Below are 25,769 nucleotides of genomic sequence, written 5' to 3'. Positions count from 1 at the left end.
GGAGAGATCGCCGACCTTTCCGTTGCCGTCATTGCGGCGCCGTGCCGCTGTATCGATGGCCGTCCTCTTCGACCGACGGATGCGCGAGCGCGTCGATGAGCTCCGGCCGAAATCCGGTCCATACCGCCGCACCGGCCTGCACCACCACGGTCTGATATCCTCTGTCGAGGCCATCGACCGCGCGGGTCACACGGTAGTCGATGCCCTTCTCCTCGAAGCGACGAAGGGTGTCCCTGAACCCCGCGCTGCTCGGCACTCCCGTCACGAGCACTTCCGACGCCATCACGATCTCCCTCTCGTCGCCGCATCTCCGCCGCGAATGCCCAGCCAGGGCTTCCTTCGTCGCGGCCCCTCGCAGCACTCCGTCGTCACGTCTGTCCGTTCCAGTATTCGATCAGCGGATACAGTGCCAACAATACGAACGGAGCGCACGCGGCCACATTCAACCATCGATGTTCGACCGTGACCGCGATGAACTCGCGCAAGAATGCGCTCGGCACGTAATAACGCGCCGTCCTCGACCCGACCACCTGCGCCGGCAGGTCCAGCTTCCGCGCCAGGACGGCAGTGCGCAGTACGTGGTAGTTGTTCGTCACGACCATGATCTGACCGTCGCGTCCCGCATCCAGTTGCACCTTCCGCGAGAAGCTGAGGTTCTGCTGCGTGTTCCGCGACGCCGTCTCGGGGAGCACATGTTCGGACAGCGCCCCGTGCGTGATCAGGTACTCGGCCATCGCGGCCCCCTCGGAGCGGGGCTCGTCGTGACCCTGGCCACCTGAGGGGATCAGCAGCGGGACGCGACCCATCGCCCGCTCAGCTGCGTACGACTGCAGAGCTCGATCCAGGCGGCTGCGGAGCAGCGGCGGCACCTGCCCGCGGATCAGACCGGATCCCAGTACCACGATCGCATCGGGGACCATGCGATGTCGGGTCCTGCTGTAGACGATGGAATACACGGTGAACGTGACGAACGACACCGCGAAATACGAGGGGACGAGGAACAACAGCAACTCGAGGATGAACAGTGCGATGAACGCGGGGTCAGTCGCCTTCATGTCGCTCGCGAGAGCGACGCCTCCGACGAGAGCAGCCGGCACGAGCAGGAGGAGGAAACCGGCCATGAAGGACAGGAGATTGCTGATGCTCCGCCCTTCGAGGCGCATCATCTGCACGCCGTTGACGATGAGCACGACTGCCAGGATGAAACCTGCGAGCGGTATGAGAAGCGCCACGAGCAGCGAGATGATGACCGCTATGGCCGGCACTGACAGCGCAAGACCGAGGAGCAGCGCCAAAGCAGCGCTCGCGAACATGGCGACCAAGAATATTCCGTTGCGGAGCATCCTCGCATCATGTCGCCGGCCTGCGATGTACAGCACGCCGAAGATCAACGCGATTCCTGCGCTGCTCCATGCCACCGTGCTGATCAATTGTTGCCCCTGTAACCGTCGATATCGAGCGAACGGACCATCTCGTCACTCTTCCCATTGCTCGTCAGGCTATTTCTGATGACTTCCGGCCAGCCCCAGAACGGGCCATTCAATCGCATGCGTCGGTCGCCTGGGGCGCGACTGACGGGATCATTGGGCACGAGGGTACCCTACGCGATGAAATGCAGTCGCTGTCCATCATGCGTACAGTCGATGGGCCGCTTGCCACCTGCTCTGCGTCAATCCATCACGAGTCACCATCATCTCGCCGCACTCTCACCCCGCACCTCACCCTGAAATGCATGCCTCACGGAGGAGATCATCCCCAGGCGAGCCATGGCAGCGCTTTCTCGGTCATCGCGCGCGTCGTCTCGCTTTTCGCTGTTCGGGTTCTTCGTTGAGCGTGATGCTGCCGAGCATGTTCCCGGGCGACCGCTCGAGCCCTCGGCCGACCCTCATGCCGGATCCTGGAGCCGATCGTGCCGACTGACGAGGGTCTGCTCGGCGTGCGTTCGCGCTACGCCCGGCAGGGAAGGACGGGCTTCGGCCCCAGAGGGCGGACCAGCCTCGACCAGAGCACCCGGTCGAGGCCGGCTAGCGAATTCCGCATTAAGAGCGCAGTCAGCGGAACGTGCCGCACGCATCACGCGGAACCGACCACCTCAGCTGACCACGATCCGGTTCCTCGGGCTGAGGGCGATCTGACGTGGCGGTGGCCTCAAAGGGGGGATGGGACCACCGCGACGTCGCTCGATGGTTGCATGGTGCCATCCGACAAGCAAGTCGGTCGTGCCATTTTGAGCACACCTTCGTGGATGGTCACTGCAGGGCCGGATGCCCCTTGGGTTGAAGCGGTAACCGCGATCTTCAGGGGCCATCGCACGCGCGGCAGGCTGCTCGCCCGGATACTCACACCGCATTTCACCCTGGTACTAGATCGCTTCTCGCGATGAGTCGGATGGGGTTCCGCGCAACGCGAGACAATCCACCCCATGCCCAAGGACCTGATGCGACAGCAAGGCGCACCCCGCAACGTGATCGCGTTCCAGGTGCTGGCCCAAGCCCCCTCTCGCGTGACCGTGCTGCGCCAGCTGCTACGCGGGCCGATGACGTTCGATCAGCTCCGGCAAGCGCTGGACATATCGGCGGCTGGATGCAGAGAGGCGATCTACGCCCTGACCGAAGCGGGATACGTCACCGACGATGCGGATCCGTCGTACCGGCGCAAGCCCTCGGGCACCAGGTACTGGGCGGTGCGTGATCGCGTCGCGGCGGATGCTCTCGATTTCGCGAAGTTCCTCTTGAGCTGAACCGCGACGATCACGACTGGCCGCCTGATGGGCCATCTCCGGCCGTGCCGAGGTGCCGGCCCGGGCCGCTCACGAATCACTCCGCACAGCGGTCCGCTGACACCGCCCGGCGACGCGGAGGCGCGGCCGTGGCGGCGGGGAAGAAGCCCCGCCGGCTGCGGCTCGTGCCCTCACAACGAGAGGTCGTCTCGCTCAAGAGGCAGGCCAGCTCCCCTCATACCGCCTCCTCAATCTCGAGCATCGCCCGTGTGACCTCCTCGACGGGCAACCCCCGCTCGTCGCGGACCACCACGCCGTCCTGCAGGAAGAGCACTCGATCTGCTTGCGAGGCAGCGAACACGTCTCGAGTCCCCATGAAGATCGACGGTCCGAATTCGCGGGTAGACGCCCGGAGCAGCGCGAGCACCTCTCCCGTGGAACAGGCGTCGAGGCCGTCCGTGGGGTCGTCGACGAGGACGAGTCGGGGGTCAGACGCCAGCGCGCGAGCTATCGAGACCCGGCGCTCCTCACCGGCTGACAGTTGGTGAGGGTAGAGGAGCCGATGCTCCTGCAACCCGAACGAGGCGATCAGGTCATCCGCCCGCACATTGCGCGCCATCTGCGTCAACTGGCCGCCCCACGCGAGAGGCAAGCGCAGGTTGCTGATCACATCGAGCGTGGGGATGAGATCGAGCGGCCACACGAAGCCGACATCCCGGAGGCGCAGTGGGCCCACTTCCTCCTCGTCCATCCCGGTGATCTCCACGCCGCCCAGGTATGCGTGACCCTGGATCGCCGTGTCGAGACCGCCCAGCACCTTCAGGAGAGTCGACTTTCCCGATGCGCTGGGTCCGAGGATGGCCGTGAGCTCACCGGCGACGGCCGACAGGCTGATTCCACCCAAGACGGGAGGCGAATGGTCGTCGCCATACGTCTTGCGGACAGCATCGAGGTGGGCGACGACGGAAGAGCTCGAGATGACCATGACCTCGAAGCTAGGGAACCTCGAGGCCCGGGTCGTCGCCCTGGAGGGCCCGCCTGATCATCCGTGCGGTGGACATGAGCCACGACGAGGCACTGCGGTCGGGAGGTCGTGGGTGCCGCCAGCAGAACCCCATCCGTCGCCCCGATCCGGCGACCTCGGAACGAAAAGGATCCCGCGCACCAACGAGGTGACGTGTCGAGCACGCGAGGCGAGGTCCGTGCTACACGGACCCGCCCCCGCAGCGTTCGAGTATGAACTCCAGGGCGATATCCGAGCGGACGCGTCGTGATGGAGCTCACGCCGACCGCTGCTGCGGCAGGCTGGCGGAAGGAGCCGGTCCGGCCTGTCCCACGGGACCCAGACGGCCTCCATGCGCCGCCGCGCGCAGCTGCAGTCGGTCATCCATCCATGGCAGGAGACCCACGCGAGCCGTCCGCGCGAACAGGTGATGCTCGACCGGCCTGGCGACAACGCCCCCTGATCGTGACCGCAAGAGGAAGCACCGTGCAGCACTCCTTCGGCGAGATGTCCCTCATCTCCCCCTCCACCGTCACGGCCGCGGCGCTCCTCCCGGCAGTGGTGGCGACGCTTCTCGCCGTCATCGCGCGCCGCGCGCGGCTCACCCGCGGCGCACGCAGGCGCGACGCATGGCCCCTGGCCATCGGCGTCGCGACGGGCGCTGTCATCGGAGCCCTCGTCGGCGTGCTGATCGGATGGCTCATCAGTGACGTCCTCGTCGTGTTCGGCTTCGGGCTGTCGGCTTCGACAAAGCGGTGGGCGGCCCTGGGCACGGCGGAACTCGGAGTCGCCATCGCCCTCATCGTCCTGAGTCGTAGCAGCGTCACCGGAATCGGTGGGTTCGCGGCTCCACCCCGCAGCTTGCGCATCGCGCACCAGATGCTGGCGGTCGTCCTGGCGCCGCTCGCCGTGCTCTCGGGAGCGGTCGGCATCAACGCGGATGTCGAGGAGTATCCCACCGTCGCCGCAGCCTTCGGCTTGATCCGGGTCACCCACCTCGACATGAGATCGATCCCCCGACCGGCTCCTGACATGAACGCGGACACGAGCGCCCCGCCGATGGAGACGTCATTCACCCCCAGCACGGACCAACCCGTCAGAGGCCGGGTCGGCTACGTCGAGATACCGGGTGCGGAATCAGGATTCCGCGCGCGCGATGCCATCGTCTACCTCCCTCCCGCGGCACTCGTGCCGGATGCGCCCGAGCTGCCCGTGCTGATCGCGTTCGCCGGGCAGCCCGGTGCACCGCTGGATCTCATCGCCTCCGCTCGCTTGGACCGCATCCTCGACGAATACGCGGCCGACCACCACGGACTCGCTCCGATCGTGGTGATCCCCGACCAGCTGGGCGGGCAGCACAAGAACCCGATGTGCATCGACTCCCCGCTGGGCAACTCCGCGTCGTACTTGACGCGGGACGTCCCGACCTGGATACGCACCAATCTGCGGGTATCGTCGAGCCCTTCCCACTGGGCCGTGATGGGCTTCTCGCAGGGCGGGACGTGCGCAGCCCAATTGGGCGCGAGCCGACCGGATCTCTTCTCCGGGTTGGTCGACATCTCCGGGGAGCTCGGCCCCTTCGCGGGCCGGACGACGGTGGATGTCGCGTTCGGCGGAGATCAGGACGCGTACGACGCAGCGTTCCCGGCGAGCATCATGGCGAGGAACGCCCCGTATCCGAGCTCGACGGCGATGTTCTGCGTCGGCGATCAGGACCAGAAGTTCCGGCCCGTCGCTGAGGCTCTCGACGCCGCCGGCCGATCTGCGGGAATGGATAGCCGGCTGCACGTCGCCACGGGCAGCGCGCACGACTGGAGGACCGTCCGAAGCTGCGCGAAGGAGGCGCTGCCCCTACTCGGGCAACGTCTGGGAATGACGCCGTGACGAGCGCGCATACGGCCATGACGTGCCGATCGTCTTCCTCAGCCGGATCGCAAGAACCTCTCGAGAGCCCCGGTGATCAGACGAGCATCATCAGGGCTCAATGCCTGCTCCCCTGCGACCGCAGCGTCCTCGAGCGCTTGTCGCCAGTGGAGCCGCACATCATCGACGAGGAGCCATGCACGGGTCGTCAACACCAGCGACATCCCTTCGGTGCCGCGGACCTCCCTCACCAGACCGCGGGTGATGAGGGACCGGACGCTGGGCACGACCGCCGAGCGAGCTGTATGCGAATTTTCGGCCAGGGAGTACCGGTCCTGTCGCTCGGGCTCGGCGAGGAGAGACAGGAGGGTCCGCTGCAATCCTGTCAACGCACCCCACGCCGGATCGGCCGCATCGTCCATATGCGCGACCGCCGCCCGCAGTGCAGCCGCGAGGGGGGAGTAAGGGTCGGTCATGTCGGCCCAGGAGCCGCGGGCAGCCGGAGGTCTCCATCGACACCGGTCGCTCCGCTTCGCATCGCGCCTGAACGGCCGCCCTCTCCTCCGTCGACACGGACGCCGGCCGGTGAATCGAGATCCGCGAGGGGGCGTGTGACATGACGTCGGTCAGAGGATCCGTCGGTGCCGGATCCGGGAGCCTGCCGACGACGATCGGGATCACCTCCACGGGCATGAGGCACATCGAGTCGAGTCGCCTCGGTCTGCTGATCGAACGCGCGTTGCAGGGCTTCCTCTCTGCTCGGGAAGGCCAGGGTGCCTGCTACCGCTGCCGCCGCGACCTCCCTGATCGAGCGCCCGGTCTCGTCCGCCCGGCCGCGCAACGCGAGAGAGGCTCCGTAGGCCGTCTCACCGGTCTGGGCCATGATGAGGTCGATGGCGTCGCGTACCGAGCGGCGGGACTCCCTGTCCCCTCGGACGAGTTCCCCGGCTTCCTGCCGCTCGGCCGGGAGCAGCGCACGGAACAGGACCTGGCGAGCGGCCACGCTGCACAACCTCTGCGCCGCCTCGAGCTCAGCGTCGCTCAACACCCTCGGCCGCGACGAGTACATGTCGACAGTCCCGATGAACGTCCCGGCGACGATCATGGGCAGGGAGAAGACGGCACGCACGCCGGCGTCGTGGATCATCCGAAGAGCAAGAGAGGGATCCGTCTCCACCTGGGCCCCTACATCCGGCTCGAACACCGCGCTCCCTGTCGAGGAGACGCGCCAGCAGGGGCCCTCCCCCGTGTCGAGCAGCATGCCGGCGAGGGTCGCGTAGTCGATGGAGGTGGAGCACACCACCGCGGTACCGAGGAGATCGCCGATCGTCGCGACGGTCGCGCCGGCCATGTCGAAGGCCGCGGCGATGGTCTCGGAGAGGTCGCATCCGACGCTCGCAGCGTTCTGCAGGGCCACAAGCGCTGCCCCGATGACGTCTTCGTCGACCTGTCCGATCGGCCGCATCCCCGCCCCTGTCCGAATGGCCCCTCAAGCCCGTGGCGCGGAGCGCGAGGTGCCGTGGCCGCTTTCGATGCCAACGTAACGCGACTCCGAGCGCCGGGCGGCCGAGCGGGTATGGAGTCAGGGTGTCCCGCCGACGAGGTTGATGCGCCATGCGGGTGACGTGGGAGGTGAGCGTCGCCCTCCCGCCCGTCGCCACGGCCTGCTCCTCCTGCGGCACCGCCCGCTGTCCATCACCTAGCGAGGCAAGAACTCGCAGCGCGGCCTGCGCATCACCCCGACACCCCTCCCGAGAGACGAGACGGAGCTCCATTCCATGAGCAACAGGATCACCCGCGCACGGCAACGCACTCCGGGGGCCACGGAGGAGGCTCGAGGCTCGAGGCGGCTCGATGGAGCGCTGCTGTCCCGCAGGAACAGAGCCGTGCGCGCGACGATGTCGATCGGAGTCAGCCTTGCACTCCTCGCCATCGTCGTCACCGCCGTGGCTACGCGTACGACCACCGAAGGGCAGTCCCGCCAGCCCGTCGTGGACACGAGGGTCGTGCTCGTGCACGGCACGGAGAAGACAGCCGTGACGACGACTCCCGATGGTGTTCTCGTCGGGCGACCCACCGCACCCGTGACACTCGACATCTACGAGGACTACTCGTGCTCACAGTGCAGGACCTTCGAGTCGGCCTTCGGTTCCCTGCTCGATCGGATCGTGATGACGGGCCAAGTGCGCATCGCCTACCACCCCCTTGGACTCGTGAGCGGCTACGGCACGGTCGCTGGCAACGCCGCCGCGTGCGTGCTGGCGCACCAGCCCGCTTCATGGCCGTTGGTGCACGCGAAGCTCTTCGAGGACCACGCGACGAGCACCGCCTCCTGGACGAAGGAGGACGCCGCGACATGGCTCATCGCCAGCGGAGCTGACGACGAAGACACCGTCTCGTGCAGTGCCGCGGGCGCGTTCGACGCGTGGATCGACGCGAGCACACGCTCAGCAGCGGCGGCCGGGATCACGAGCGTGCCGACACTCCGCGTGAAGGGAAGCACTGTCGCGACCGCTTCGCACCAGAACCTCGTCGAGGCCTTGCGTTCCGCCGGAGCGATTCTCCCTGACGACATGGGGAATCCCTGACGCTGCGTGTTCGACATCGTCGGGTCCCCGGTAGCTGCATCTCGTCTACGCGAGAGCACCGCATCGATGGCTTCCCGGCCCCTCGACGCACGCGGGCCGGGGTCGCACGCCTCTCGCGTGCGGCCCCGGCCCGCCTCCCCCGATCGCTCAGTGAGCCCCGGCCCTCCAGAACCGGAGCAGCTGCGACTCCGCTCCCGTGGAACTCATCTCAGCGTCCGTCTTGCTGGGCCTCGATCACGACGTTCTGCGTGGAGGCACCCCCGCCGGGCTTCTGGAGGCAGGTGATGATGACCAGCCGGCCCGGGACGTTCGCCCAGATCGCGGACGCATCCGCGACTGCAGGCTTGTCGATCGCCTGCGTCCCCGTGACGGAGTACGTGACGTCATCGACTCGGATCTTCGCTCCGAGTCCGATCTTGGACGTCCCGTTCGCCACGTCGATGAGGTAGTTGCCCGGACCCTGCCCTCCATCGCGGAGCGAGTGCATGACCACGAAGACCGTGCCCTGAGCTCCATCTCCCGGAGCCACACCCTGATCGCGCACCCAGTACGCGGAGGTGAAGCCGGGGGGCTCGATCACGCCCCGCACGGTCTTGAGCGCACCCAGCGGGACATCCAAGCCCACCGAGTCGACGGCGAACCGATCCGTGCCGTTCTGCTCGACGGCATCGGATTCCTCCGCCGACGGAGCGGAGAACTCCTCATAGGCGACGTGGTTTCCGGCCATGTCCACGGGGCTGGCCAAGTACCTGGCGATGCCGATGCCAGAGCCGACGGTCAGGGCGACGCCGACGGCGCCGACGATGAGGATCCATCGTCGGCGCCGCGTGGGGGTGGGTCGATCAGGCACTGTCGCCATCACGACGACGGCCTGCCATCACGAGCACCAGCAGTGCCAGCATCGCCATCAAGGAACCACCCGCAAGACCGACCATCGGCCACAGCAGATCGGAGCCGACCGCCATGCCGCCGGTCGCGACCCTCGGGAAGTGGGGCGGGTCCGGCACGACGTTCGTGGTCGTCGCGCAGCCTCCCGGCGTGATGCAGGAGCCGGACGGATCGGTCGGGATGACCGTGTTCGCGAGCTTCTGATCACCGGTGTCCGGGGTGTTGACCGTGAACGAGTACGTCACCGTCTTCGTCTCCCCCACCGCCAGCGGCCCCTTCCACGAGAGGACGCGCCCGGAGACCGTCGCGCCGTTGCTGGCGTCGCGGTTGTACGTGGCGTCGTCCACGACCTGCGAGAGGTCGTCCGTGAACGATGCCGGCTTCTCCTGCGTGTACGCGGCCTGCCCGGTGTTCGTGATGGTGATCGTGTAACGGACGATGTCACCCGGCTTGGCGCTGGACTTGTCCACGGACTTCGAGACCGAGTACGTGGGCACGAAGTGCTCCACGGGCGGCGGCGGCGGGAAGTCGGGGTCGTTCGGCACGGCCTGGTTCTTCAGGTGGTGGTCGCCCGTGTCCGGGGTGTTGACGGTGAAGGAGTAGGTGAACTCCTTCACGGCGCCCGCAGCGAGAGCACCGGACCAGGAAGCGGTGTTCCCGTTGACGGTCGCACCACCGGTCACGTCGTTGTTGTACGTCGCATCGTCCGTGACCATGGCGAGGTCGTCCGAGAACCCTGCCGGGTCCGCAGCCGTGTAGTCGACGCCACCCGTGTTGGTCACGGTGATCTTGTACGTGACCGTCTCACCGGACCGCAGCGCGGCATCCGGCTTGTCGGACGTCTTCTCGACCTTGTACTCCTTGACCGGCACGACGACCTCCGGAGGGGGCGTGATGGTCGGGTCCTGGGGCACGGCCTGGTTCCTCAGCTGGTGGTCGCCCGTGTCCGGGTTGTTGACCGTCACCGAGTACGTGAACGTCTTCACGGCGCTAGCCGCGAGCGGTCCCTTCCAAGACAACGTGTTCCCATCCTGCGTGGCCCCACCGGTGACGTCACCGTTGTACTTGGCGTCATCGAGGACCTTTGACAGGTCATCCGAGAAGCCCGCGGGGTCGGTGTCGGTGTAGTCGGACTGGCCCGTGTTGGTCAGCGTGATCGTGTAGGTCACGGTGTCACCGGCCTTGACGGAAGTCTTGTCAGCGGACTTCTCGACCTTGTACTCCTTCACCGGCACCACGACCTCCGGCGGCGGCGGGATGTTGGGATCCTGCGGAATCGCCTGGTTCTTCAGCTGGTGGTCACCCGTGTCCGGGTTGTTCACCGTCACCGAGTACGTGAACGTCGTGGCGGCACCGACCGCGAGCGGTCCCTGCCAGGAGAGCGTGTTCCCGTTCTGGGTCGCGCCACCGGTGACGTCCCCGTTGTACTTGGCGTCATCGACGACCTGCGACAGGTCATCCGAGAAGCCCGCGGGGTCCGCGGCCGTGTAGTCGACCGCACCCGTGTTGGTCACGGTGATCGTGTACGTGACGGTCTCACCCGGCCGGACGTTCTTCATGTCCGCCGACTTGTCGACCTTGTACTCCTTCACCGGCACCACGACAGGAGGAGGCGTGGGCCAGGTGGGTACCGAGGGCACCGCCTGGTTCTTCAGCTGGTGGTCACCCGTGTCCGGGTTGTTCACAGTCACCGTGTAGGTGAACGACTTCACCTCGCCGACCGCGAGCGGCCCCTGCCACGAGATGGTGTTCCCGTTCTGGGTCGCGCCGCCACTGACATCGCCGTTGTACTTGGCGTCATCGACGACCTGCGAGAGATCGTCCGAGAAGCCCGCGGGGTTGGCGGCCGTGTAGTCGGCCTGGCCGTCGTTCGTAAGCGTGATCGTGTAGGTGATGGTGTCACCGGGGTTGGCAGTGGTCTTGTCCGCCGACTTGGTGATCGTCCCAGATCGCGTCGGCACCTGGGTGGAGCAGACGATGCACTGGCCGCCGTTGGAGCCATCCGGCACCACCTGGTTTTTCAGCCGCTTGTCTCCGGTGTCCGGGTTGTTGACCGTGAACGAGTACGTGATCGTCTTCGTCTCTCCGACGGCCAAGGAGCCCGACCACGACAGCGTGTTGCCGTTGACCGTCGCACCGTTCGAGGCGTCGCCGTTGTAGGTGGCATCGTCGGTGACGTTGGAGAGATCGTCGGTCAGCTTCGCGGGGTCCTGGGCGGTGTACGCCACCTGACCGGTGTTCTGGACCGTGATCGTGTAGGTGACCTTCTCGCCGGGGTTGACCGCCGTGGCGTCCACGGTCTTGGTCGTCGAGAACTCCTTGACGTCCGAGCGCGTGGCGCAGCCGCCGGGAGTCTCGCACGTGCCACCGGGCCCGGTGGGGGTCACCACGTTGTCGAGGTGGTGGTCCCCGGTGTCGGGGTTGTTGACCTTGACCGAGTAGGTGATCGTCTTGGTCTCGTTCGCCCCGAGGGCTCCCGACCACGACAGGGTGTTGCCGGAGACGGTCGCCCCTTGCGTGGCGTCGTTGTTGTAGGTGGCGTCATCGGTGACCTTCGAGAGGTCGTCGGTGAAGGTCGCTGGTCTCTCGGCCGTGTAGGGGACCCCACCGGTGTTCTTGACCGTGACGGTGTAGGTGACGTTGTCGCCGGGGATCGCGGTCGTCTTGTCGACGGTCTTCGCGGTCGTGTAGCTGGGGTCGCGGAACTCGACGTTTGCACATGCGGGGAGGTCGAGGCCGGTCGTCGTGACGTTCGTGGTGGGGCAGTTGGAGTACGTGCCCGCCGTCGTCGACGTGACCTGGACGGTGATCGTGCACGACCTGTCCCCCTTCGCCAGCTTGCCGTTCGTGACGTCGATGGTGTCACCGCCGGCCGTCGCGGTCGTGGTCGCGTTGCAGGTGCCGCCCACGGTGGAGTTCGCCAGCGTCAGGTTCGCCGGGAGCTTGTCCTTGAAGGACCAACCATCCTTGGAACCGAGCTCGCTGGTGTTCGTGACGGTGAAGGTCAGCGTCGACGCGTCGCCGGTCCGCTGCAGCGCAGGGGTGAACGACTTGTCCAGCTGCGGGGTGACGTCGAGGATCTTGATGTCGTCGAACGCGTGGTCGTTGCCGCGGTTGCCGCCGCCATCGACGTTGCGCATGTTGATGCCGACCTTGTTGCCGCTGAAGAGGATGCCCTTGTCCGAGACAAGTGACTTCGCCTGGATGCCGCCTCCTCCGCCATCGCAAGGATTGACAGGAGAGTTCGTCGTAGACGTCTCCGTTCCGTCGCTCGCGACGTAGTTGAATGCCATCCTGGGCTGCTTGAAGTTCGCGCCTCCGTCAGCACATGCGGCCGCCACGTTGACACCGAAGGTGATGAAGCGTCCGTTCGCGGTCGGAAGGGAGATGTCCTTCGTGGTCCGGAACTCCACGGTGTTCGGCGGCACATCCTGCTGCGCCGTCATCGCTGAAACGGCGTTGTTGGCCGCACCGGTGCCATTGAGCGCGCCGAGCGCGCTCACCATGCTCTTCAACGTGATCTTGTTGTTGGCCGCGTTAGATCCGTTGGCGCACTGGTTTCCCACATATGTCGAATTGACGCTCAAGATGAGTCCGTTGCACTCGCCCTGGTCCGTGTAGAGGCCATCCGCACCATAGGTCGTGCCGTCGGCGCCGGTGTAAGAGCCGAGCGGCACGGGGTTGGTCGTGGACTGGTTCTCGAAGTTCTCGGTGTACAGGGTCTTGGGAGCGCTGGGCGTTCCCGGGTTACCGGGGGCCGCGGTGGCCGACGAGGGGGTGAGGGCGACCACGCTGAGCGACGCGACGAAAAGCGTGAGGCTCAGTGTCGCCGCGACAGCACCCACACTCCGTGGAGGCGCGCCATCACGGCGGCGAGAGACAAGTTGGTGCACGGTTGGGTCCTTACTGTGTGTCCGGGCTCACCAGCGTCATGGATGTCGGTAGTCCTGGGAGCGTGCACCAGTAGATAGGCGGTTGCGCGGATCCGCCAACTTGTGGCGCGGATACCGCCCGTTTCCTCACCCTTGTCCTCCCTCTTCTCACCCCCGACCTGTACCGGCACCATGCGCTCAGGGGACTTCGCCACGAGATCTTCGGACCTCAAGGGGTCGGGAGGCAGACTCCCGCCGCATCTTCCGATCACGGAAGCATCGAGCCGCCTCAGACCTCCGAGCACCAGCCCAGGGACTGAAGCCGCGGGAGCGGGGCATCCAGCGCTCATGCCCGTCACGTCATGCTGGCGCGACGGGGCTAAAAGCGGGAGGGGTGCGTGGATGCCCACCGGCGACACCGTGTCGGCGACGACATCTCGGGCATCGACTGCACGAGCACTATCGATCACCTCGAGGAGCTCCAGAGCCACCTGCCTACTGAAGGAAAGAACACTGTCTCCCTGAAGGCAGGTACGACGCATGAGGGCGGTCGCGGTCGTCGGCCGGGGACAACGATGCAGGCGTACTCTACGAAGGCTCTCCCGCGATCTTGCGTTCGGCGAATCGCCGGGTAGTCCCAGGCTCGCATGCAAGGCCAGTATCCGTGCTTCGCTCGTGTTCACGTCGCCGCTCCACCGCCGCAATGCGGATGCGCACGCCCCTGACGGGATGAGTGCACGGATGTGTCCGCCACCGGCGCACCCAGCACACACCACGTTGCAGCCCGGGAAGTCGGCGGAAATCCGAGCGGCGTTCGTGCCGCACTCCTGAGATCTTGGCGACATCAGCCCGAGCCGATGTCGGCGCCATGGAACGCGCCGGTTCGGATGACCGCCGCCCCGTGGAACAACACATGAGAAGATTTGGCCGTGTGCCCAGTAGCCTGAACCGAATTCCGGACCCGCACCAACGGTAGAAGCGAATAGCGCTTCTCTCGTACCGAGTCGAACCACAGGTCGACGCCCGGAGCTGGGAATCGCCCGCTCGTGATCTTCGCACGGCGCCACCACCTGTCCACGAAAGGACATCCGGCACCCATTCACATGCGCCCGAGCATCTGCTGATGCATACTGTCGAGCCGGGTACCCGACCCGGAAGAAAGAGGTGATCCGCGATCTAACCCCGCTTCTCACCCCTATGGAGACGCAGCACTTGGAGACGATCATCCCGACCCTCACCACAACCCCGGTGCGATATCCGCGGATCGTCCCCGTGTCGATCGCGGCAGAACGCTTCGGTGCCCGTGATCGCCGCGGTCGACTGCCGCGCACATCTCTGCAGCCTGCTCGCATTCGCCGCGACGTCGATTCCCGAAGACGTCTCCCCCGCGCATTCGGGCCTCATATGGGTTCGCCAGCGGGAATGCTCAGGGCCGCTGGCCACCACACGAGCGGATGCGCAGCGCTTCGCCCCGTTCTTCGCCGGCGAGCCGCACCGAGTCGGCCACCTCACATGAACCCTGTCAACCTGGAACAGCCTCGAAAGGCGACGCGGATGAACGCAGAACGCCCCTCCGCCGACGAGCTCGCCGAGCTCGCCGACCTGTGCCGGGAGGCGCAGCGCCGCTGGCGGAGCTTCCACGGGCGACTCGTCGTCGCCATGGTCTCGGCACTTCTCGGTCCGGCGTGCGCCCTCGCAGCGGTCCGGACGATCACCGACTCGAGGGAGTCGACGGCCGCCGCGATCGTCATCATCGCCGTCGCCATCCCAGGCTCCCTCCTCTGGGCGCTCCGCGCACGCCACCGCGCTGAGGACGCAGCGTGCGTCGTGGCGGCCTGGCAGAAGACCATCCACGGTCGCGCCCACTCCCAGCGGGCGGTACGCCATCGCACAGCACGAGCCGCTCGAGGCGGGACGTGGCGATCAGGCCTCGACTCGGGTCGGCACCATGCGCGTCACGGGCACGCAGGACACCAGCACGAGTCCGCCGCCGACCATGGCACCAGCGCAGGCGAAGCACATCGCTGGCCATGGCCAGTTGTCGAAGAGGACGCCGGCGAACAGGGCACCCGCCCCTGCACCGAGGAGCGCGACAGTCTCATACAGGCCGAAGGCTCGGCCGACCCTGCGGGTGCCCGCCACCGCGGCGACGATGGTCTGCTCGATCGGCAGGAGGGCGGACAGCCCGACTGCTGAGAGAGCCCAGAGTGCGGCGATCATCGTCGGCTCGCGACTGACCGCGAGGCCGACGGCGCACACGACGTGCGCCGCCAAGGCGCACCAGATCATGCGTCGCCGCCCGTACCGGATCGTGAGCGTCCGCACGTTCTGGGGCGCGACGGTCAGCGCGAGGAGGCTGGGAAGGACGGTCACGGCGAGGGCGAGCGGGCTGAGCCCGAGATGACGCTGGAGGTGCATGAGGAGGAGGAGCGACATCGCCGCCTCGGCGGCACCGATCAGGAGGACTGCGAGCAGCACGGGGCGGAGGTCGCGCTTCAGCTTCCGCGTGAGCGCGGTCCTCCTGTCTCCGAGCATGAGCTCGCCGATCGGCAACGACTCCGCACGAGGCGCCCTCTGCACGGTGCGCATTCGCACGAGCACGACCGCCCCGCCGAGCGCGCAAGCCGCGGCGGCGGCGAGGGCCGCCTCGAAACCGACCAGGGACACGAGCCCCACCGCCGGGGCGAGCACCAGCCATGAACCGAGGTCCTCGGCCCGGAGCATGCGCGACGACGCTCGCGGCTCGGTGGAGCTCCGCCCCGCTGCCATCGCCCGGAACGCGATCCAGAGGAAGGTGCTGGCCGCGCGTCCGATGACAGCGGAGACCAGGGCGACGACGAATGAGTCAGCGGTGGCGAGCAGCACATAGGCGGCAGCCAAGATGACAGCGGACGCGGCTGCGATCGTGTGCCGGTCGACGCGGTCGACCGCGACACCGGCCAACGGCCGGACGAGGAAGGCGGCGATCAGCGCAGCGCCGAGTAGCAACCCGGTCCAGGCGGCGGAGAGACCGAGCCCATCAGCCGCGTACAGGGGCAGGACGAATTCGATGACCTGGCCGGCACCGCTGATCAGCGTCACGCTCCGGAGCATCCACCGCATCCGCGCGTCCGCACCGGAGGCGGGGATCATCACCTCGGCCTTGATGACGGGACCGTGGAGCAGCCACGACCCGGGGCGCCGGTGCGCGACGGATGGCCGCCGGTCATGCTCGGTGGCGATGCCATGAGCGCTCCTGGTCTCGGGTGCGGGTGAGCCGCGATCGGCGATCGGGGCCGGGCCGCCGGCGCCACTCACGTGAGGCAGAGGGCTGCATCAGAGCGGTGGCCCATAGCCGCGAGTGATGGACCGGCCTCGACCAGAGCACCTGGTCGAGGCCGGTCTGACCGGCTCCGCCTTCCGTGGGGGCGGGTATGGGATTCGCCATCCACGTCACGCGGAGCCGACCACCTCAGCTCGACCCACGAACCGATCCCGGGCTGAGGGCGTTGTGACCTCGCGGAAGCCCCAGGGGGATGGCGCCGCCGCGGTGTCGGTAGATGCTCACATGTCGGAGAGCGTCATATCAAGTCGGGAATGCCGATTTGGGGGCACTAGGAGCAAGAGTCATCCGCAGGGCGCATGAGGCTCCCCCTCGCGACCCATATGCCGCGCTTGCAGCGATGTGCCGACCGGTCGCGACAACCGGCCGTGGCCCCACGTCGGATCTCACCCCGGTACGAGATCGCCATCAGCGATGGAGTAGCCGTCACTCGAAGGAGCCGGGGGCGATGCGAGGCGCGCCAAAGACGCACGCCGCTGCCGACGCGGCGCTGGGGCCGCCTGAGTGCGTCTCCGCCGACAGGCCCGACTTCCGAACTCCCTCCTGACGGCGCTAGGGTCGCGGCGCGGGGATTCTGCGATCCGCTCGCCCGTGCCAGTCCCCGACCCGGACGGCCGCCTGAGGCGAGAACGAGCTCAGCTCGATCAGCCGTCCGCGCGCGCCCGGACGTGTCCCGCTTCCGCACCTCTTCCCCTCGACGGGTCGGCGTCGACTGGAGGATCTCCGTGCCGAACCGCTCCGTCCCGTCCCGCCGCGCCACCCAGCTGCAGCGATTCACCCGACTGCCCTACAGCACCGCCCTCCGGCTGCTCCAGGCCGACCGCCGGGCCCTGGAGCCGACGCCCGAACAGGAGCGACTGGAGGGCCTGGTCTTCGATGGCTTCCGGTCCATCTCCTACGGACCGACGCCCGGCACGGTGACGCAGTCGATCGCATGTGTCGAGCCAGCCCGACGATCGCTCACCATCCATCCCGGCCCCGGGTTCGAGCTGGGCGACCTGGTGGGGGGCGTGACTCCCCTGATCGAAGACGGCATGTTCGTCAGCGGGGTCGCCGGAGCACGACTCGCGTGGCATCCGCGCGGCGCCGTGATCCATCGACCGGGGATCGACGCCGCCGTGATCTTCGCCGGCGTCCCCCTGCTGTCGTGGCTGAAGGCGGCGCGCACGGACGACCCGGCCCTCCGATTCGCCACGATGGATGCCATCGGGCGACACGAACGCGAGAGGTGGGACGGGGAAGGACGTTGGAGCAGCCGCTACTCGAGCGTGGTGCTCCGGCGCCTCGGGATGCTCGATGCGCTGGACGCGACCAGCGTCCACATGTACGGCTGGCATAGGGGCCGGATGGTGGAGGTGATCCAGCCACGCGCGGAACCCGAGATGCGGGAGCAGATGATCGCGGACCTCGAGAGGAGCGGACTGCACCTGTCGCGATCGAGAGACCTCGGCGGCCATTCCGCGCTCCTCGACTTCGCGACGCCCGACGAACGCGACGGCGTGCTCCGCTTTCGCTTCATCCACTCGTCGCTGAGCGATGAAGCCCTCTGAGACTCAGATCAGCGTGCGTCCTCAAGGCCATGCACGTCTTTCGCGGGCGCGGGGCACGTGCGGAGGACCGCCCGCAGCGCATCCCGATCCCCGTCATCCAAGGACAGCCCGTGTGCGGCGACGACGTGCGCGAACCGAGCGGCGTAGACGCACCGGTAGTCCTCCGCGGGCGGCAGCCATGCCGCCGGTCCGCGCTCCCGCTTGTCCTGCATGGTGGGGCCGTCCACCGCCTGGAGGTTCTCGAGGTCCGACGCGAACTCCTCCCGCCGGTCGGCATCCCATGTGGCCGCACCGTGCCCCCACGCCCACGGAAGCGACACGACACGGTCGATCCCGACCGCGTCGCTCGTCCCGGGACCGCGGACGAAGTCGACGTACGTGCCCGTGTAGGGGTCGGACAGATTGCCGGAGGTGACGACGCACCGGCGCGTCCCGGGTAGGACGGCCACAGCATCGAGGTCACGGAAGAGGACGTCCTCCCTCTGGTCGCATCCATCGTGGTCGGTGTCGCTCCACGACGGACCGAAGGCGCGCCGGTCGTAGGCGGGCGCCGGGTCACCCGGTCCTGCGGATGCCGCATCGATGACCGCTCGGACGGCATCGGCGTCTATCAGCCCGTGGTCGATGAGGCCGGCCTCGGTGAGGGCGGCGGCCACGCCTCGTATCCGGGCGGCCGAGCCGGGTGCCGTCGCCGTCTCGAGGTCCGACACGGCGAGCGAGGACAGGATGCCGAGCCCGGTGACAGCCGACACGGCGACGGCTGCCCCGGCGATCCGCAGCCTCACTGGGGCACCATGAGGCCGGCGTCGGGAAGTACGGGAACGTCCTGCCTGCCGCCGGCATGCGGCACGGCGGTCGACGATGCTGAGCTGAGGGGATGCCGCCTGTCACGCAGAGTCACGCTCGGGCCGTCCACATCAAGGTGTTGGCGAACGAGAACATCACGACGATGACCCACACCCCCAGGGCGAAGCCGTTCAGAAGGATGCCCCAGGTGGCTGTCCCTCGCGCCTCGGGGTGCCGCACGCCGGCGGTGACACCCAGGTACACCCCGATCATCGGGACGATGAGGGTCCATCCCAGGAGCACCGAGCTCAGTCCCACGAGGATGCTCAAGGCTCCCCGGTGGGCGAGGACGAGCCCAGTCACCTCGGCGACGACGACCCTCGTGGGGGTACCGCTGTCCCTCGAGGACTCCAGGACTGAACGGGGGCCGGGCTGCGTGATCATGTCTTCCTCGTGGTCGTCGTCGTGGCGTGCGGTGATGGCTCTCGAGCACGGCCTGCTACTCGATCGCGGTGGGACCACGTGGTCGCGGCGCGACCGATCGGGGGTCGCGGCTCCACGTGGCCACCGATGACGCGGCGACCGCAGCGGGTCGACGGGCTGCCCCGCCGACGCCGCGGATGACGTCCTCGTCGCCCTCCCCCGGGCGATGCGACGCACTCGATCGATGCCCGCGGAGGAGCCGGCAGGACTCTCACGGTTCGATGCGGGTGGATCGCGGACGGATGCCGGCCTTCTCGACCATGGTCGCTCGATCGGGGCCCGCGAGGCATCCCCCCTCGGCATGGCCGTGCATCATCCGGACGAATGACGGACAGTCATGCACCGCATCACGCGATTGTGGGCGTCCCGCAACTCACGATCGACTGGTGGTGGCTTCCGCGGGCGGCCACCCACGCGCGGATTTCTCAACCCACGAGGCGATGCAGGTCGTCCTTGTGCCGATCGAGGTACTCGTCGATCGCCTCCCTGGCCCGATCTGCTGCGGCGACGCCGGTAACACATATCATGTGACGCGAGATAGAAACGGGGCTCTACTTGGCGCTGTCGATGATGTGCTGCGGAGCTCCGCAGTAGCGAATCGCGAGACCCGACGGCGCGTCATCGAGACGATCGGCGTCCGGCTCGGGCGTCGTGGCCGCCTCATAGACGTTCTGGATCTGCTCGGCGGTATAGCCCTGCTTAGCCAGGTCCAAGACACCGTCCGCGTAGGAGATGCAGCCCACCTCTTTCACCATCTGCAGGTTCTGGTCGGGAGTGCTGTTGATCGCGTTCGATATCGAGATGGGTAGCGCGATGAGGAGCGCAACGCCACAGGCGATGCCGAAGATGGTCAAGGCGATGACGCCCATCCACAGTCGAGCCATGACCGAGTGGCGAAGCGTGGTCGCAGTGTGGTGTCCGAAGCTCATGGAGCGACGGTAGCGATAACCCTCGAGGCGCCATCACAACCATCCCGACCGAGCCGCCCTCCGGAGACCTGGTGGCGTCGACGCACCACGAAGCGGCCGGCACCGGCTGGTGTCGACCGCCTCGTGACGCCGCCTATGGGCAGAGCTCAGCCGCGCGGCGGGAAGGGATCATTCCCGTACGTGCGCTCGTCCTCGATCTTGCCGTCCATGGTGTGGATGATCACCTGGCTCGGTTCGTTCTGCCGCGCCAGGTTCACCCCCGCGAGGATCGCCGCCGACTTCGTGATGTGGGTGGAGACGGTGGAACCCGCGTGGGTGACGGCCCAGGCGAAGTTCTTGTAGACGACGTCGTAGCGCGTGCGAGCCACGCCTACTTCTCCTTCCGGACGCCCTTGAAGGGCGCGCCGTCCGCCTTCACATCCATGATGCGACCCGTGGCGGTGTCCCGCTTCACGTGCGTGCCGTTCGTCGGGTTGACGAACTGGGATCGCCCCTTCACCGCACCGACGCGAGAGCCGCGCCCTGTGTTCGTAGCCATGATGTTTCGTCCTTACAGAACGCGACGGTGTGGGCCGAAGGCACTCGGTTGTGCCCGGCGGTGTTAAGTTCGATGAACCGGCTTCCCAACTGGTTCACGACCCCGCTCCGCTCGGCTGGCCCGCGCTGTGCGGGGTCGAACGCGTTCCGCCTCGAATTCTACCGGCGAGGCACTACATCTACCCGCTCGACGTGTTGTGAGGCCCCACATGTAGTGGCTGAGTCCCGCTGTTGATGGAACCCCAGCGCGATGCGAGGGCGGCGAGGGTGGAACCCATCACGCCGCGCCTGTCGCGTGGATGCGTGCAGCGCGTCCATGACGCGCGGACCGGACTCGCCTCAACGTCGTGCGTTCGAGAACCACATCGCCTTCGTGACGCGCACCCCCACGCTTAGACACGCATCGCCCTCGGCGGATAGTGGACCTCGACACGGAGGACATCTCCCCGCTTCCACACCCGACTCGAGCCGGAAGCCGACGAAAGGCACACCGCAGTCCACACTCGGCTCATGACCATCGCAGGCGACTCCATACCGCTGCGCACGACGTCCGAGCCGAGGGGCGGTTCCCTTCTTCTACGCTTTCCCCGCGAGTGCCGCCAGGAGATCAGCGCCCTCCTCGATGAGCACGAGATCACGGCACCGTCCTCGGGCTTTCTGCGGTCGAGCGTGCCATCGAGGCTGTCCAGGTCTTGGGTGGCACCGGCGGGCTTGCGGCGCTCGCCTCCGTCTACACGACGTTTGCCAACCGCCCCGCCGATAAGCGGGTCGTGACGGAGGACGGACAAGAAGCAGCCGGGTCCTCCTTCACTCCACTGAGAAACTACTCAAGACAAGGCCAAGGAGCAGGCCGATATTGACAAGAGGTGCCAGCGGATGGCACGCGATCTAGAGGACGACGATGAGGCGGAGTACGCGCAGTGGTCGCCTCTGCCGCGTTGTCGCAGTGCACGGGTAAGGTTGCATCGTTCGCGCTACCTGCGTTGAATCCATAGGGGAGGAAAATAGATGGCCCGCAAAGTGTTTACTACGCTCGTTGACGACATCGACGGAACGCAGATCGACGAGGGCCAGGGCGAGACCGTCCCGTTTGCGCTCGACGGCGTCAACTACGAGATCGACCTCAGCGATGACAATGCCGCGAAGCTGCGGACTGCGCTCGACGACTACATCGAGAAGGGCCGCCGCGTCGGCCGTGCGACCACGGGGAAAGCCGCTCCGCGCCGCTCCTCGGGTTCGGGGCCGAAGGAGGATCTCAGTGCGGCGCGCGAATGGCTGCGGGCGAATGGCCATAAGGTCTCCGAACGCGGCCGCATCGCCGCGCCCCTGCTCGAGGAGTACCGCGCCAGCCTGTAGGGCCGACCGCAACCACGAGAGGGCCGACCCGTCACCTGCCGGCCCTCTCGTCGTTGGCGGCTCAATCGGTGGCCGGCGCCGATGCGAGTCAGCGGATGGCCCGCTGGAGCAGGAGCCCACTGAAGGACCACAGCCGCCGCGAGGCGGCTGGCGACCTCGTTGAGTGCGGCCTGCTCGACCAGCAGGATCCGCCAGCGCGAGCGCGGACAGGACCCACAGGACAGCGACCGTGACGAAACCCCGGACGACGCAAGAAACGGGGGCTGCTCCATCTGGACGGTGATGACCTCGCCCTCCTCATGACGGCTCGGGGAGGTGACTGGAACCTCGCCCCTTCCTTTCGCGTGTAGGTGGTCGAGGTGGGATCGCAGACGAAGGCGTCATGCGCCGCCGACGGACACAGGTTGCACCGGAAGCACGCATGGAATGGGCGTGGCCGGCCGGTTCGACGATCGCCCGGCCGCAGGTCGCACCCTCGGGAATTCGGGGTGTCAGCCGCCAGCCATGATGTGCGACCACGGGGAGGACGCGGAGGCAGCCGCGTGAGCGCGCGGAGCGGAGCCCGTCGTCGGCACAGTCCAGGCTGGCTTCGTCGGGCCCTGTCTTGCGTGGGATCGCGGGCGCCGGCGGCGCAGCCCTAGGTAGAGTCCAGCATGGTCGACGCGAGCGATCATCGACGAAGCGCCGAGAGCGCTACCGCACCTCTCGCGGATCTCGAAGCACATCGGAGGCGAAGCTGGACGGACGGACCGCAGCGTGGGGAGAACGCGTCCTCGAGTGCTGGCGGATGCTGGAGCTGTTCGGGCCGCAGAAGATACCCAAGGCGGATGACTCCGACCGAGAGAGGCCGGTCAGCGATTGGCATCCGGGGATCCCACTGCCCTGGGAGAGGTTGCAGCCGCCGAGGCCTCGCGGCGCGACAGCTCTGACGTGGCGCCACTACGTATTCCTCGGGACGTACAAGCTGGAGACCACGTACGAATGGTTGCATCGGGCCTTCACGGAGGACCGGGATGCGTACGACGAGCGACCTCCAGGCGAGAGCGCTTGTGCGGCACTCATCGTCGACGAACACGGCCGGTACCTGAGCGATTCGGCGATCCTCTCCTCGTCGCTATGGGCGATCGGCCGCATCCGTGCCCACCAGACGAGCAGTTCCCGGTGGGCGCACCAGTTCCACGAGCACCTCACGCGATTCGCGGCGGCGGTCGACGATGCCGTTGCGGACGAGACAGCTCCAGCCGAGACCCAGGTGCTCGACGGGCCCCTCGTGCAGAAGCTCCTGTCGCTGGCACACACGACCGCGGGTGTAGCCGGCATCACTGATCTGGCGACGATGCGGGTCCGGGTTCACAGCGTTCCGATCTCCGTCGATCGGGCGGACGCTGCCCCAGAACAGGACTTCCTCAACAGCTTCTACCTCGACGACCTGGGATTGGTCCTGGAGCATAGCCATGCCGGCCGCTCGGGTCGGGCCTTCCGCGAATACCTCGCCCCGAAAGCCCTGCCGCACCGAGAACGAGTCGATGTGGTGGCGTCACCCGAACACACCGATGCGGCGCTCGGGATCAGCCGCCTCCCGCACGGGAGATGGCCGTCGGATCCGACCAAACCGCTCGCGCGCAGCCAGCAGTTCGCTGTCAACGAGGCCCTCTCCAGCCTCGCCGGCTCGGGTGGACTCCGCGGGGTCAACGGTCCCCCGGGAACCGGGAAGACCACCATGCTCCGGGACGTCCTCGCCGCGAACGTCGTCGAGCGAGCACGCCGACTCGCTGCCCTCCGAACACCGGAGTCCGCGTTCACCAGTGCTTGGCACCGGTGGACGGCGGGCGACTACCTGCAACGCGTCCCGCAACTGCGCCCGGAGCTCACCGGATTCGAGATGGTCGTCGCGTCCGCGAACAACGCCGCCGTCGAGAACATATCCGTGGAGCTCCCGAGGCGTGACGCGGTACATTCCCGGTGGCAGGAGACCGCGGACTACTTCTCGGACCTCGCCGGCGTGATCCTCAACACGGCGCGCCCGGCCGACGCGGTGCCCACCCCAGCGTGGGGCCTTGTAGCGGCGAAGCTCGGCAACAAGGGCAACCGCATGGACTTCCGTGAAGCGTTCTGGTTCTTGGGCGGTGCTGATGGCGCCTCCATGCAGTCTTGGCTGAAGCGCAGGAAGAACGGAGACGAGCCAGTACCGTCCTGGTCGACGGCACGGACGAAGTTCCACGCGGCCGAGCGCCGGGTCGAAGAATTGGTCGGCGTCCGCGCGGCAGCGCAGGCGCGGCGCGATGCACTCGCGCCATCTCGCGCGGAGCGCGAGGCACGACAGGCGGACGTCGCCAGCGCCGAGCAGCGCTCGGAGACGGCCGAGACGCGGATGCGCCGCCAAGCAGAGCTCCGTGACCGCGCGGATCGGACGCTGGAGTCGATGACCGCGCAGAGGACGGCGGCGCTCGAATCGAGACCCGGGTGGCTGGAGACCATCCTCTCCTTCGGATCCGCCCTCCGTCGCTGGCGGGACGGCTTCGCACCTATCGAACGATCATGGGTCGACGCCCATTCAGCCGCCGCGGCTGCGGCGTCGAACATGGTCACCTGCGAGCAGGTCTTCGCGGACGAAGAGCGTCACCTCCGCACCTGCCGAGGCCAGCTCGAAGAGTCGCAGCGAGCGGAGTCGGCGCTCCGGAAGCTCTGTGCTGACGACGCGTCGCGTTTCGCCACTGCCTATCCGACACCCGACCGGAACCATCCCGATCACGAGCTCCGTGCTCCGTGGCTCGATGAGGAGCTGGACACGGCTCGATCCGAGCTGTTCCTCGCCGCCCTCCAGTTGCACCAGGACTGGCTCGCGAACAGTGCGTCGACGGCACTCACCGGCCTACGAGCGGCGATGTACGTCGTCGCCGGAGACCGCCCGAGGGACCTCCCAGCTGCGACCATCCAGGCGGCATGGCAACTGCTCTTCATGGTGGTCCCGATGGTGTCCACCACCTTCGCCTCGGCGGGACGGATGTTCGACGGCCTCGACGCGGAGGCGTTGGGTTGGCTCCTCATCGACGAGGCCGGGCAAGCGTGCCCGCAGTACACCGTCGGCTCGATCTGGCGCTCCCGACGGGTCCTCGTCGTCGGCGACCCCCTGCAGCTCGAGCCGGTGGTCACGATGCCCCACAAGGCAGAGCGGGCTATCGCCGCGGAGTACCAGGTGCCTCCGGAGTGGCTCCCGTCGACCGCGTCCGTCCAGACTCTGGCCGACAGGGTTGCACGGTTTGGAACGCTCCTCCCCCGCGGCGACGACGACGTCTGGGTGAGCGCGCCGCTGCGTGTCCATCGTCGCTGTGACGACCCGATGTTCTCCTTCTGCAACCGGGTCGCGTACGACGGGATGATGATCCGCGGCGCGGGTCGGGAATCCGATGGCGCGGACCCGTTCGATGGCCCTGCTTCGCCGCGAATCGCACCCAGCTTCTGGGCTGACGAACCTGCACAGACACCCGGGTCCCATCTCCAACCCCGCGAGATCGAACGCCTCCTCCTCGCCATCGCCTACCTCGGGGAGAAGGGGGTGTCACCGAAGAGCATCATCGCCGTCTCCCCGTTCCGTGCAGTCGCCCGGGAACTCAAGGGGGTCGCCCGTCGACATCCCGGCATGAAGGGCGGGACCATCCATACGGCGCAGGGACAGGAGGCCGACGTGGTGTTCCTCGTCCTCGGAGGGGATCCGTCCGCTCCGGGCGCGAAGGTCTGGGCATCCGAAAGGGTCAACCTCGTGAACGTCGCAGCGAGCCGGGCTCGAAGACGTCTGTACGTCATAGGCGACCGGGCGTCATGGTCGAAGCGCCCGTTCTTCCGCGAGCTCTCCGAGTCGTTGCGGTAGGAGCG

At 67.4% G+C, this 25,769-nt stretch carries 19 protein-coding genes; 6 read left to right on the top strand and 13 right to left on the bottom strand.

What is annotated here, in order from left to right; translation table 11 throughout:
- Window positions 1-28: 28 nt before the first annotated feature.
- The gene (locus tag ITJ40_RS16425; RefSeq protein ID WP_194668096.1) at window positions 29-283 is read right to left on the bottom strand and encodes an NrdH-redoxin; all 255 of its coding nucleotides are present in this window, start codon (window positions 281-283) and stop codon (window positions 29-31) included.
- 85 nt (window positions 284-368) lie between these two features.
- Window positions 369-1,430, bottom strand: coding sequence for a YdcF family protein (locus ITJ40_RS16420; protein WP_228512745.1), 1,062 nt, complete (start codon window positions 1,428-1,430; stop codon window positions 369-371).
- A 992-nt stretch (window positions 1,431-2,422) separates the two neighbouring features.
- Here ITJ40_RS16420 and ITJ40_RS16415 point away from each other — a divergent pair.
- Window positions 2,423-2,740 (top strand): winged helix-turn-helix domain-containing protein, encoded by a 318-nt coding sequence (locus tag ITJ40_RS16415; RefSeq protein ID WP_228512744.1) that lies wholly within the window; start codon window positions 2,423-2,425, stop codon window positions 2,738-2,740.
- A 214-nt stretch (window positions 2,741-2,954) separates the two neighbouring features.
- On the opposite strand, the gene ITJ40_RS16410 is transcribed toward ITJ40_RS16415, so the two are convergent.
- Window positions 2,955-3,704, bottom strand: a complete 750-nt coding sequence (locus ITJ40_RS16410) for an ABC transporter ATP-binding protein (RefSeq protein WP_194668095.1) — start codon at window positions 3,702-3,704, stop codon at window positions 2,955-2,957.
- A 504-nt stretch (window positions 3,705-4,208) separates the two neighbouring features.
- Here ITJ40_RS16410 and ITJ40_RS16405 point away from each other — a divergent pair.
- The gene (locus ITJ40_RS16405; RefSeq protein WP_370532079.1) at window positions 4,209-5,606 is read left to right on the top strand and encodes an alpha/beta hydrolase; all 1,398 of its coding nucleotides are present in this window, start codon (window positions 4,209-4,211) and stop codon (window positions 5,604-5,606) included.
- 38 nt (window positions 5,607-5,644) lie between these two features.
- Here the strand turns inward: ITJ40_RS16405 and ITJ40_RS16400 are convergent, their stop codons facing one another.
- Both ITJ40_RS16400 and ITJ40_RS16395 read right to left on the bottom strand, forming a co-directional pair.
- The gene (locus ITJ40_RS16400; protein WP_194668094.1) at window positions 5,645-6,061 is read right to left on the bottom strand and encodes a hypothetical protein; all 417 of its coding nucleotides are present in this window, start codon (window positions 6,059-6,061) and stop codon (window positions 5,645-5,647) included.
- Window positions 6,058-7,050 (bottom strand): GAF domain-containing protein, encoded by a 993-nt coding sequence (locus ITJ40_RS16395; protein ID WP_194668093.1) that lies wholly within the window; start codon window positions 7,048-7,050, stop codon window positions 6,058-6,060. The genes ITJ40_RS16400 and ITJ40_RS16395 overlap by 4 nt, the downstream gene beginning before the upstream one ends.
- Before the next feature lie 421 nt (window positions 7,051-7,471).
- On the opposite strand from ITJ40_RS16395, the gene ITJ40_RS16390 reads away from it, so the two are divergent.
- The gene (locus ITJ40_RS16390) at window positions 7,472-8,173 is read left to right on the top strand and encodes a thioredoxin domain-containing protein (RefSeq protein ID WP_194668092.1); all 702 of its coding nucleotides are present in this window, start codon (window positions 7,472-7,474) and stop codon (window positions 8,171-8,173) included.
- A 208-nt stretch (window positions 8,174-8,381) separates the two neighbouring features.
- Here the strand turns inward: ITJ40_RS16390 and ITJ40_RS16385 are convergent, their stop codons facing one another.
- The 3 genes from ITJ40_RS16385 to ITJ40_RS16375 form a co-directional block, all read right to left on the bottom strand.
- Window positions 8,382-9,023 (bottom strand): class F sortase, encoded by a 642-nt coding sequence (locus ITJ40_RS16385; protein WP_228512742.1) that lies wholly within the window; start codon window positions 9,021-9,023, stop codon window positions 8,382-8,384.
- A complete protein-coding gene (locus ITJ40_RS16380) occupies window positions 9,016-12,852 on the bottom strand; it encodes a DUF11 domain-containing protein (protein ID WP_194668090.1) in 3,837 nt (1,278 codons plus the stop codon). Before ITJ40_RS16380 ends, ITJ40_RS16385 begins: the two co-directional genes overlap by 8 nt.
- 2,004 nt (window positions 12,853-14,856) lie before the next feature.
- Window positions 14,857-16,014, bottom strand: a complete 1,158-nt coding sequence (locus tag ITJ40_RS16375) for an MFS transporter (protein WP_370532078.1) — start codon at window positions 16,012-16,014, stop codon at window positions 14,857-14,859.
- 966 nt (window positions 16,015-16,980) lie between these two features.
- On the opposite strand from ITJ40_RS16375, the gene ITJ40_RS16370 reads away from it, so the two are divergent.
- On the top strand, window positions 16,981-17,805 hold the full coding sequence (locus tag ITJ40_RS16370; RefSeq protein WP_194668088.1) for a hypothetical protein: 825 nt from the start codon (window positions 16,981-16,983) through the stop codon (window positions 17,803-17,805).
- A gap of 8 nt (window positions 17,806-17,813) precedes the next feature.
- On the opposite strand, the gene ITJ40_RS16365 is transcribed toward ITJ40_RS16370, so the two are convergent.
- From ITJ40_RS16365 to ITJ40_RS17315, 5 genes are all read right to left on the bottom strand, one after another.
- Entirely contained in the window at window positions 17,814-18,461 is a 648-nt protein-coding gene (locus ITJ40_RS16365; protein WP_194668087.1) for an HNH endonuclease family protein, read from the bottom strand.
- Between the two features lie 241 nt (window positions 18,462-18,702).
- Window positions 18,703-19,035 (bottom strand): hypothetical protein, encoded by a 333-nt coding sequence (locus ITJ40_RS16360; RefSeq protein WP_194668086.1) that lies wholly within the window; start codon window positions 19,033-19,035, stop codon window positions 18,703-18,705.
- A 590-nt stretch (window positions 19,036-19,625) separates the two neighbouring features.
- The gene (locus tag ITJ40_RS16355; protein WP_194668085.1) at window positions 19,626-20,003 is read right to left on the bottom strand and encodes a hypothetical protein; all 378 of its coding nucleotides are present in this window, start codon (window positions 20,001-20,003) and stop codon (window positions 19,626-19,628) included.
- 146 nt (window positions 20,004-20,149) lie between these two features.
- Window positions 20,150-20,371, bottom strand: coding sequence for a DUF2188 domain-containing protein (locus tag ITJ40_RS16350; RefSeq protein WP_194668084.1), 222 nt, complete (start codon window positions 20,369-20,371; stop codon window positions 20,150-20,152).
- A gap of 2 nt (window positions 20,372-20,373) precedes the next feature.
- Window positions 20,374-20,502, bottom strand: coding sequence for a hypothetical protein (locus tag ITJ40_RS17315; protein ID WP_255526497.1), 129 nt, complete (start codon window positions 20,500-20,502; stop codon window positions 20,374-20,376).
- Window positions 20,503-21,548: 1,046 nt separating this feature from the next.
- Here ITJ40_RS17315 and ITJ40_RS16345 point away from each other — a divergent pair.
- Window positions 21,549-21,896 (top strand): Lsr2 family protein, encoded by a 348-nt coding sequence (locus ITJ40_RS16345; RefSeq protein WP_194668083.1) that lies wholly within the window; start codon window positions 21,549-21,551, stop codon window positions 21,894-21,896.
- Between the two features lie 787 nt (window positions 21,897-22,683).
- On the top strand, window positions 22,684-25,764 hold the full coding sequence (locus ITJ40_RS16340; RefSeq protein WP_194668082.1) for a DEAD/DEAH box helicase: 3,081 nt from the start codon (window positions 22,684-22,686) through the stop codon (window positions 25,762-25,764).
- Window positions 25,765-25,769 lie beyond the last annotated feature (5 nt).

Source organism: Clavibacter sp. VKM Ac-2872 (assembly GCF_015351105.1).
Classification (GTDB): Bacteria; Actinomycetota; Actinomycetes; order Actinomycetales; family Microbacteriaceae; genus Clavibacter.
Note: the sequence above shows the minus strand (reverse complement) of the source record. Positions and strands in the feature narration are given on the sequence as shown.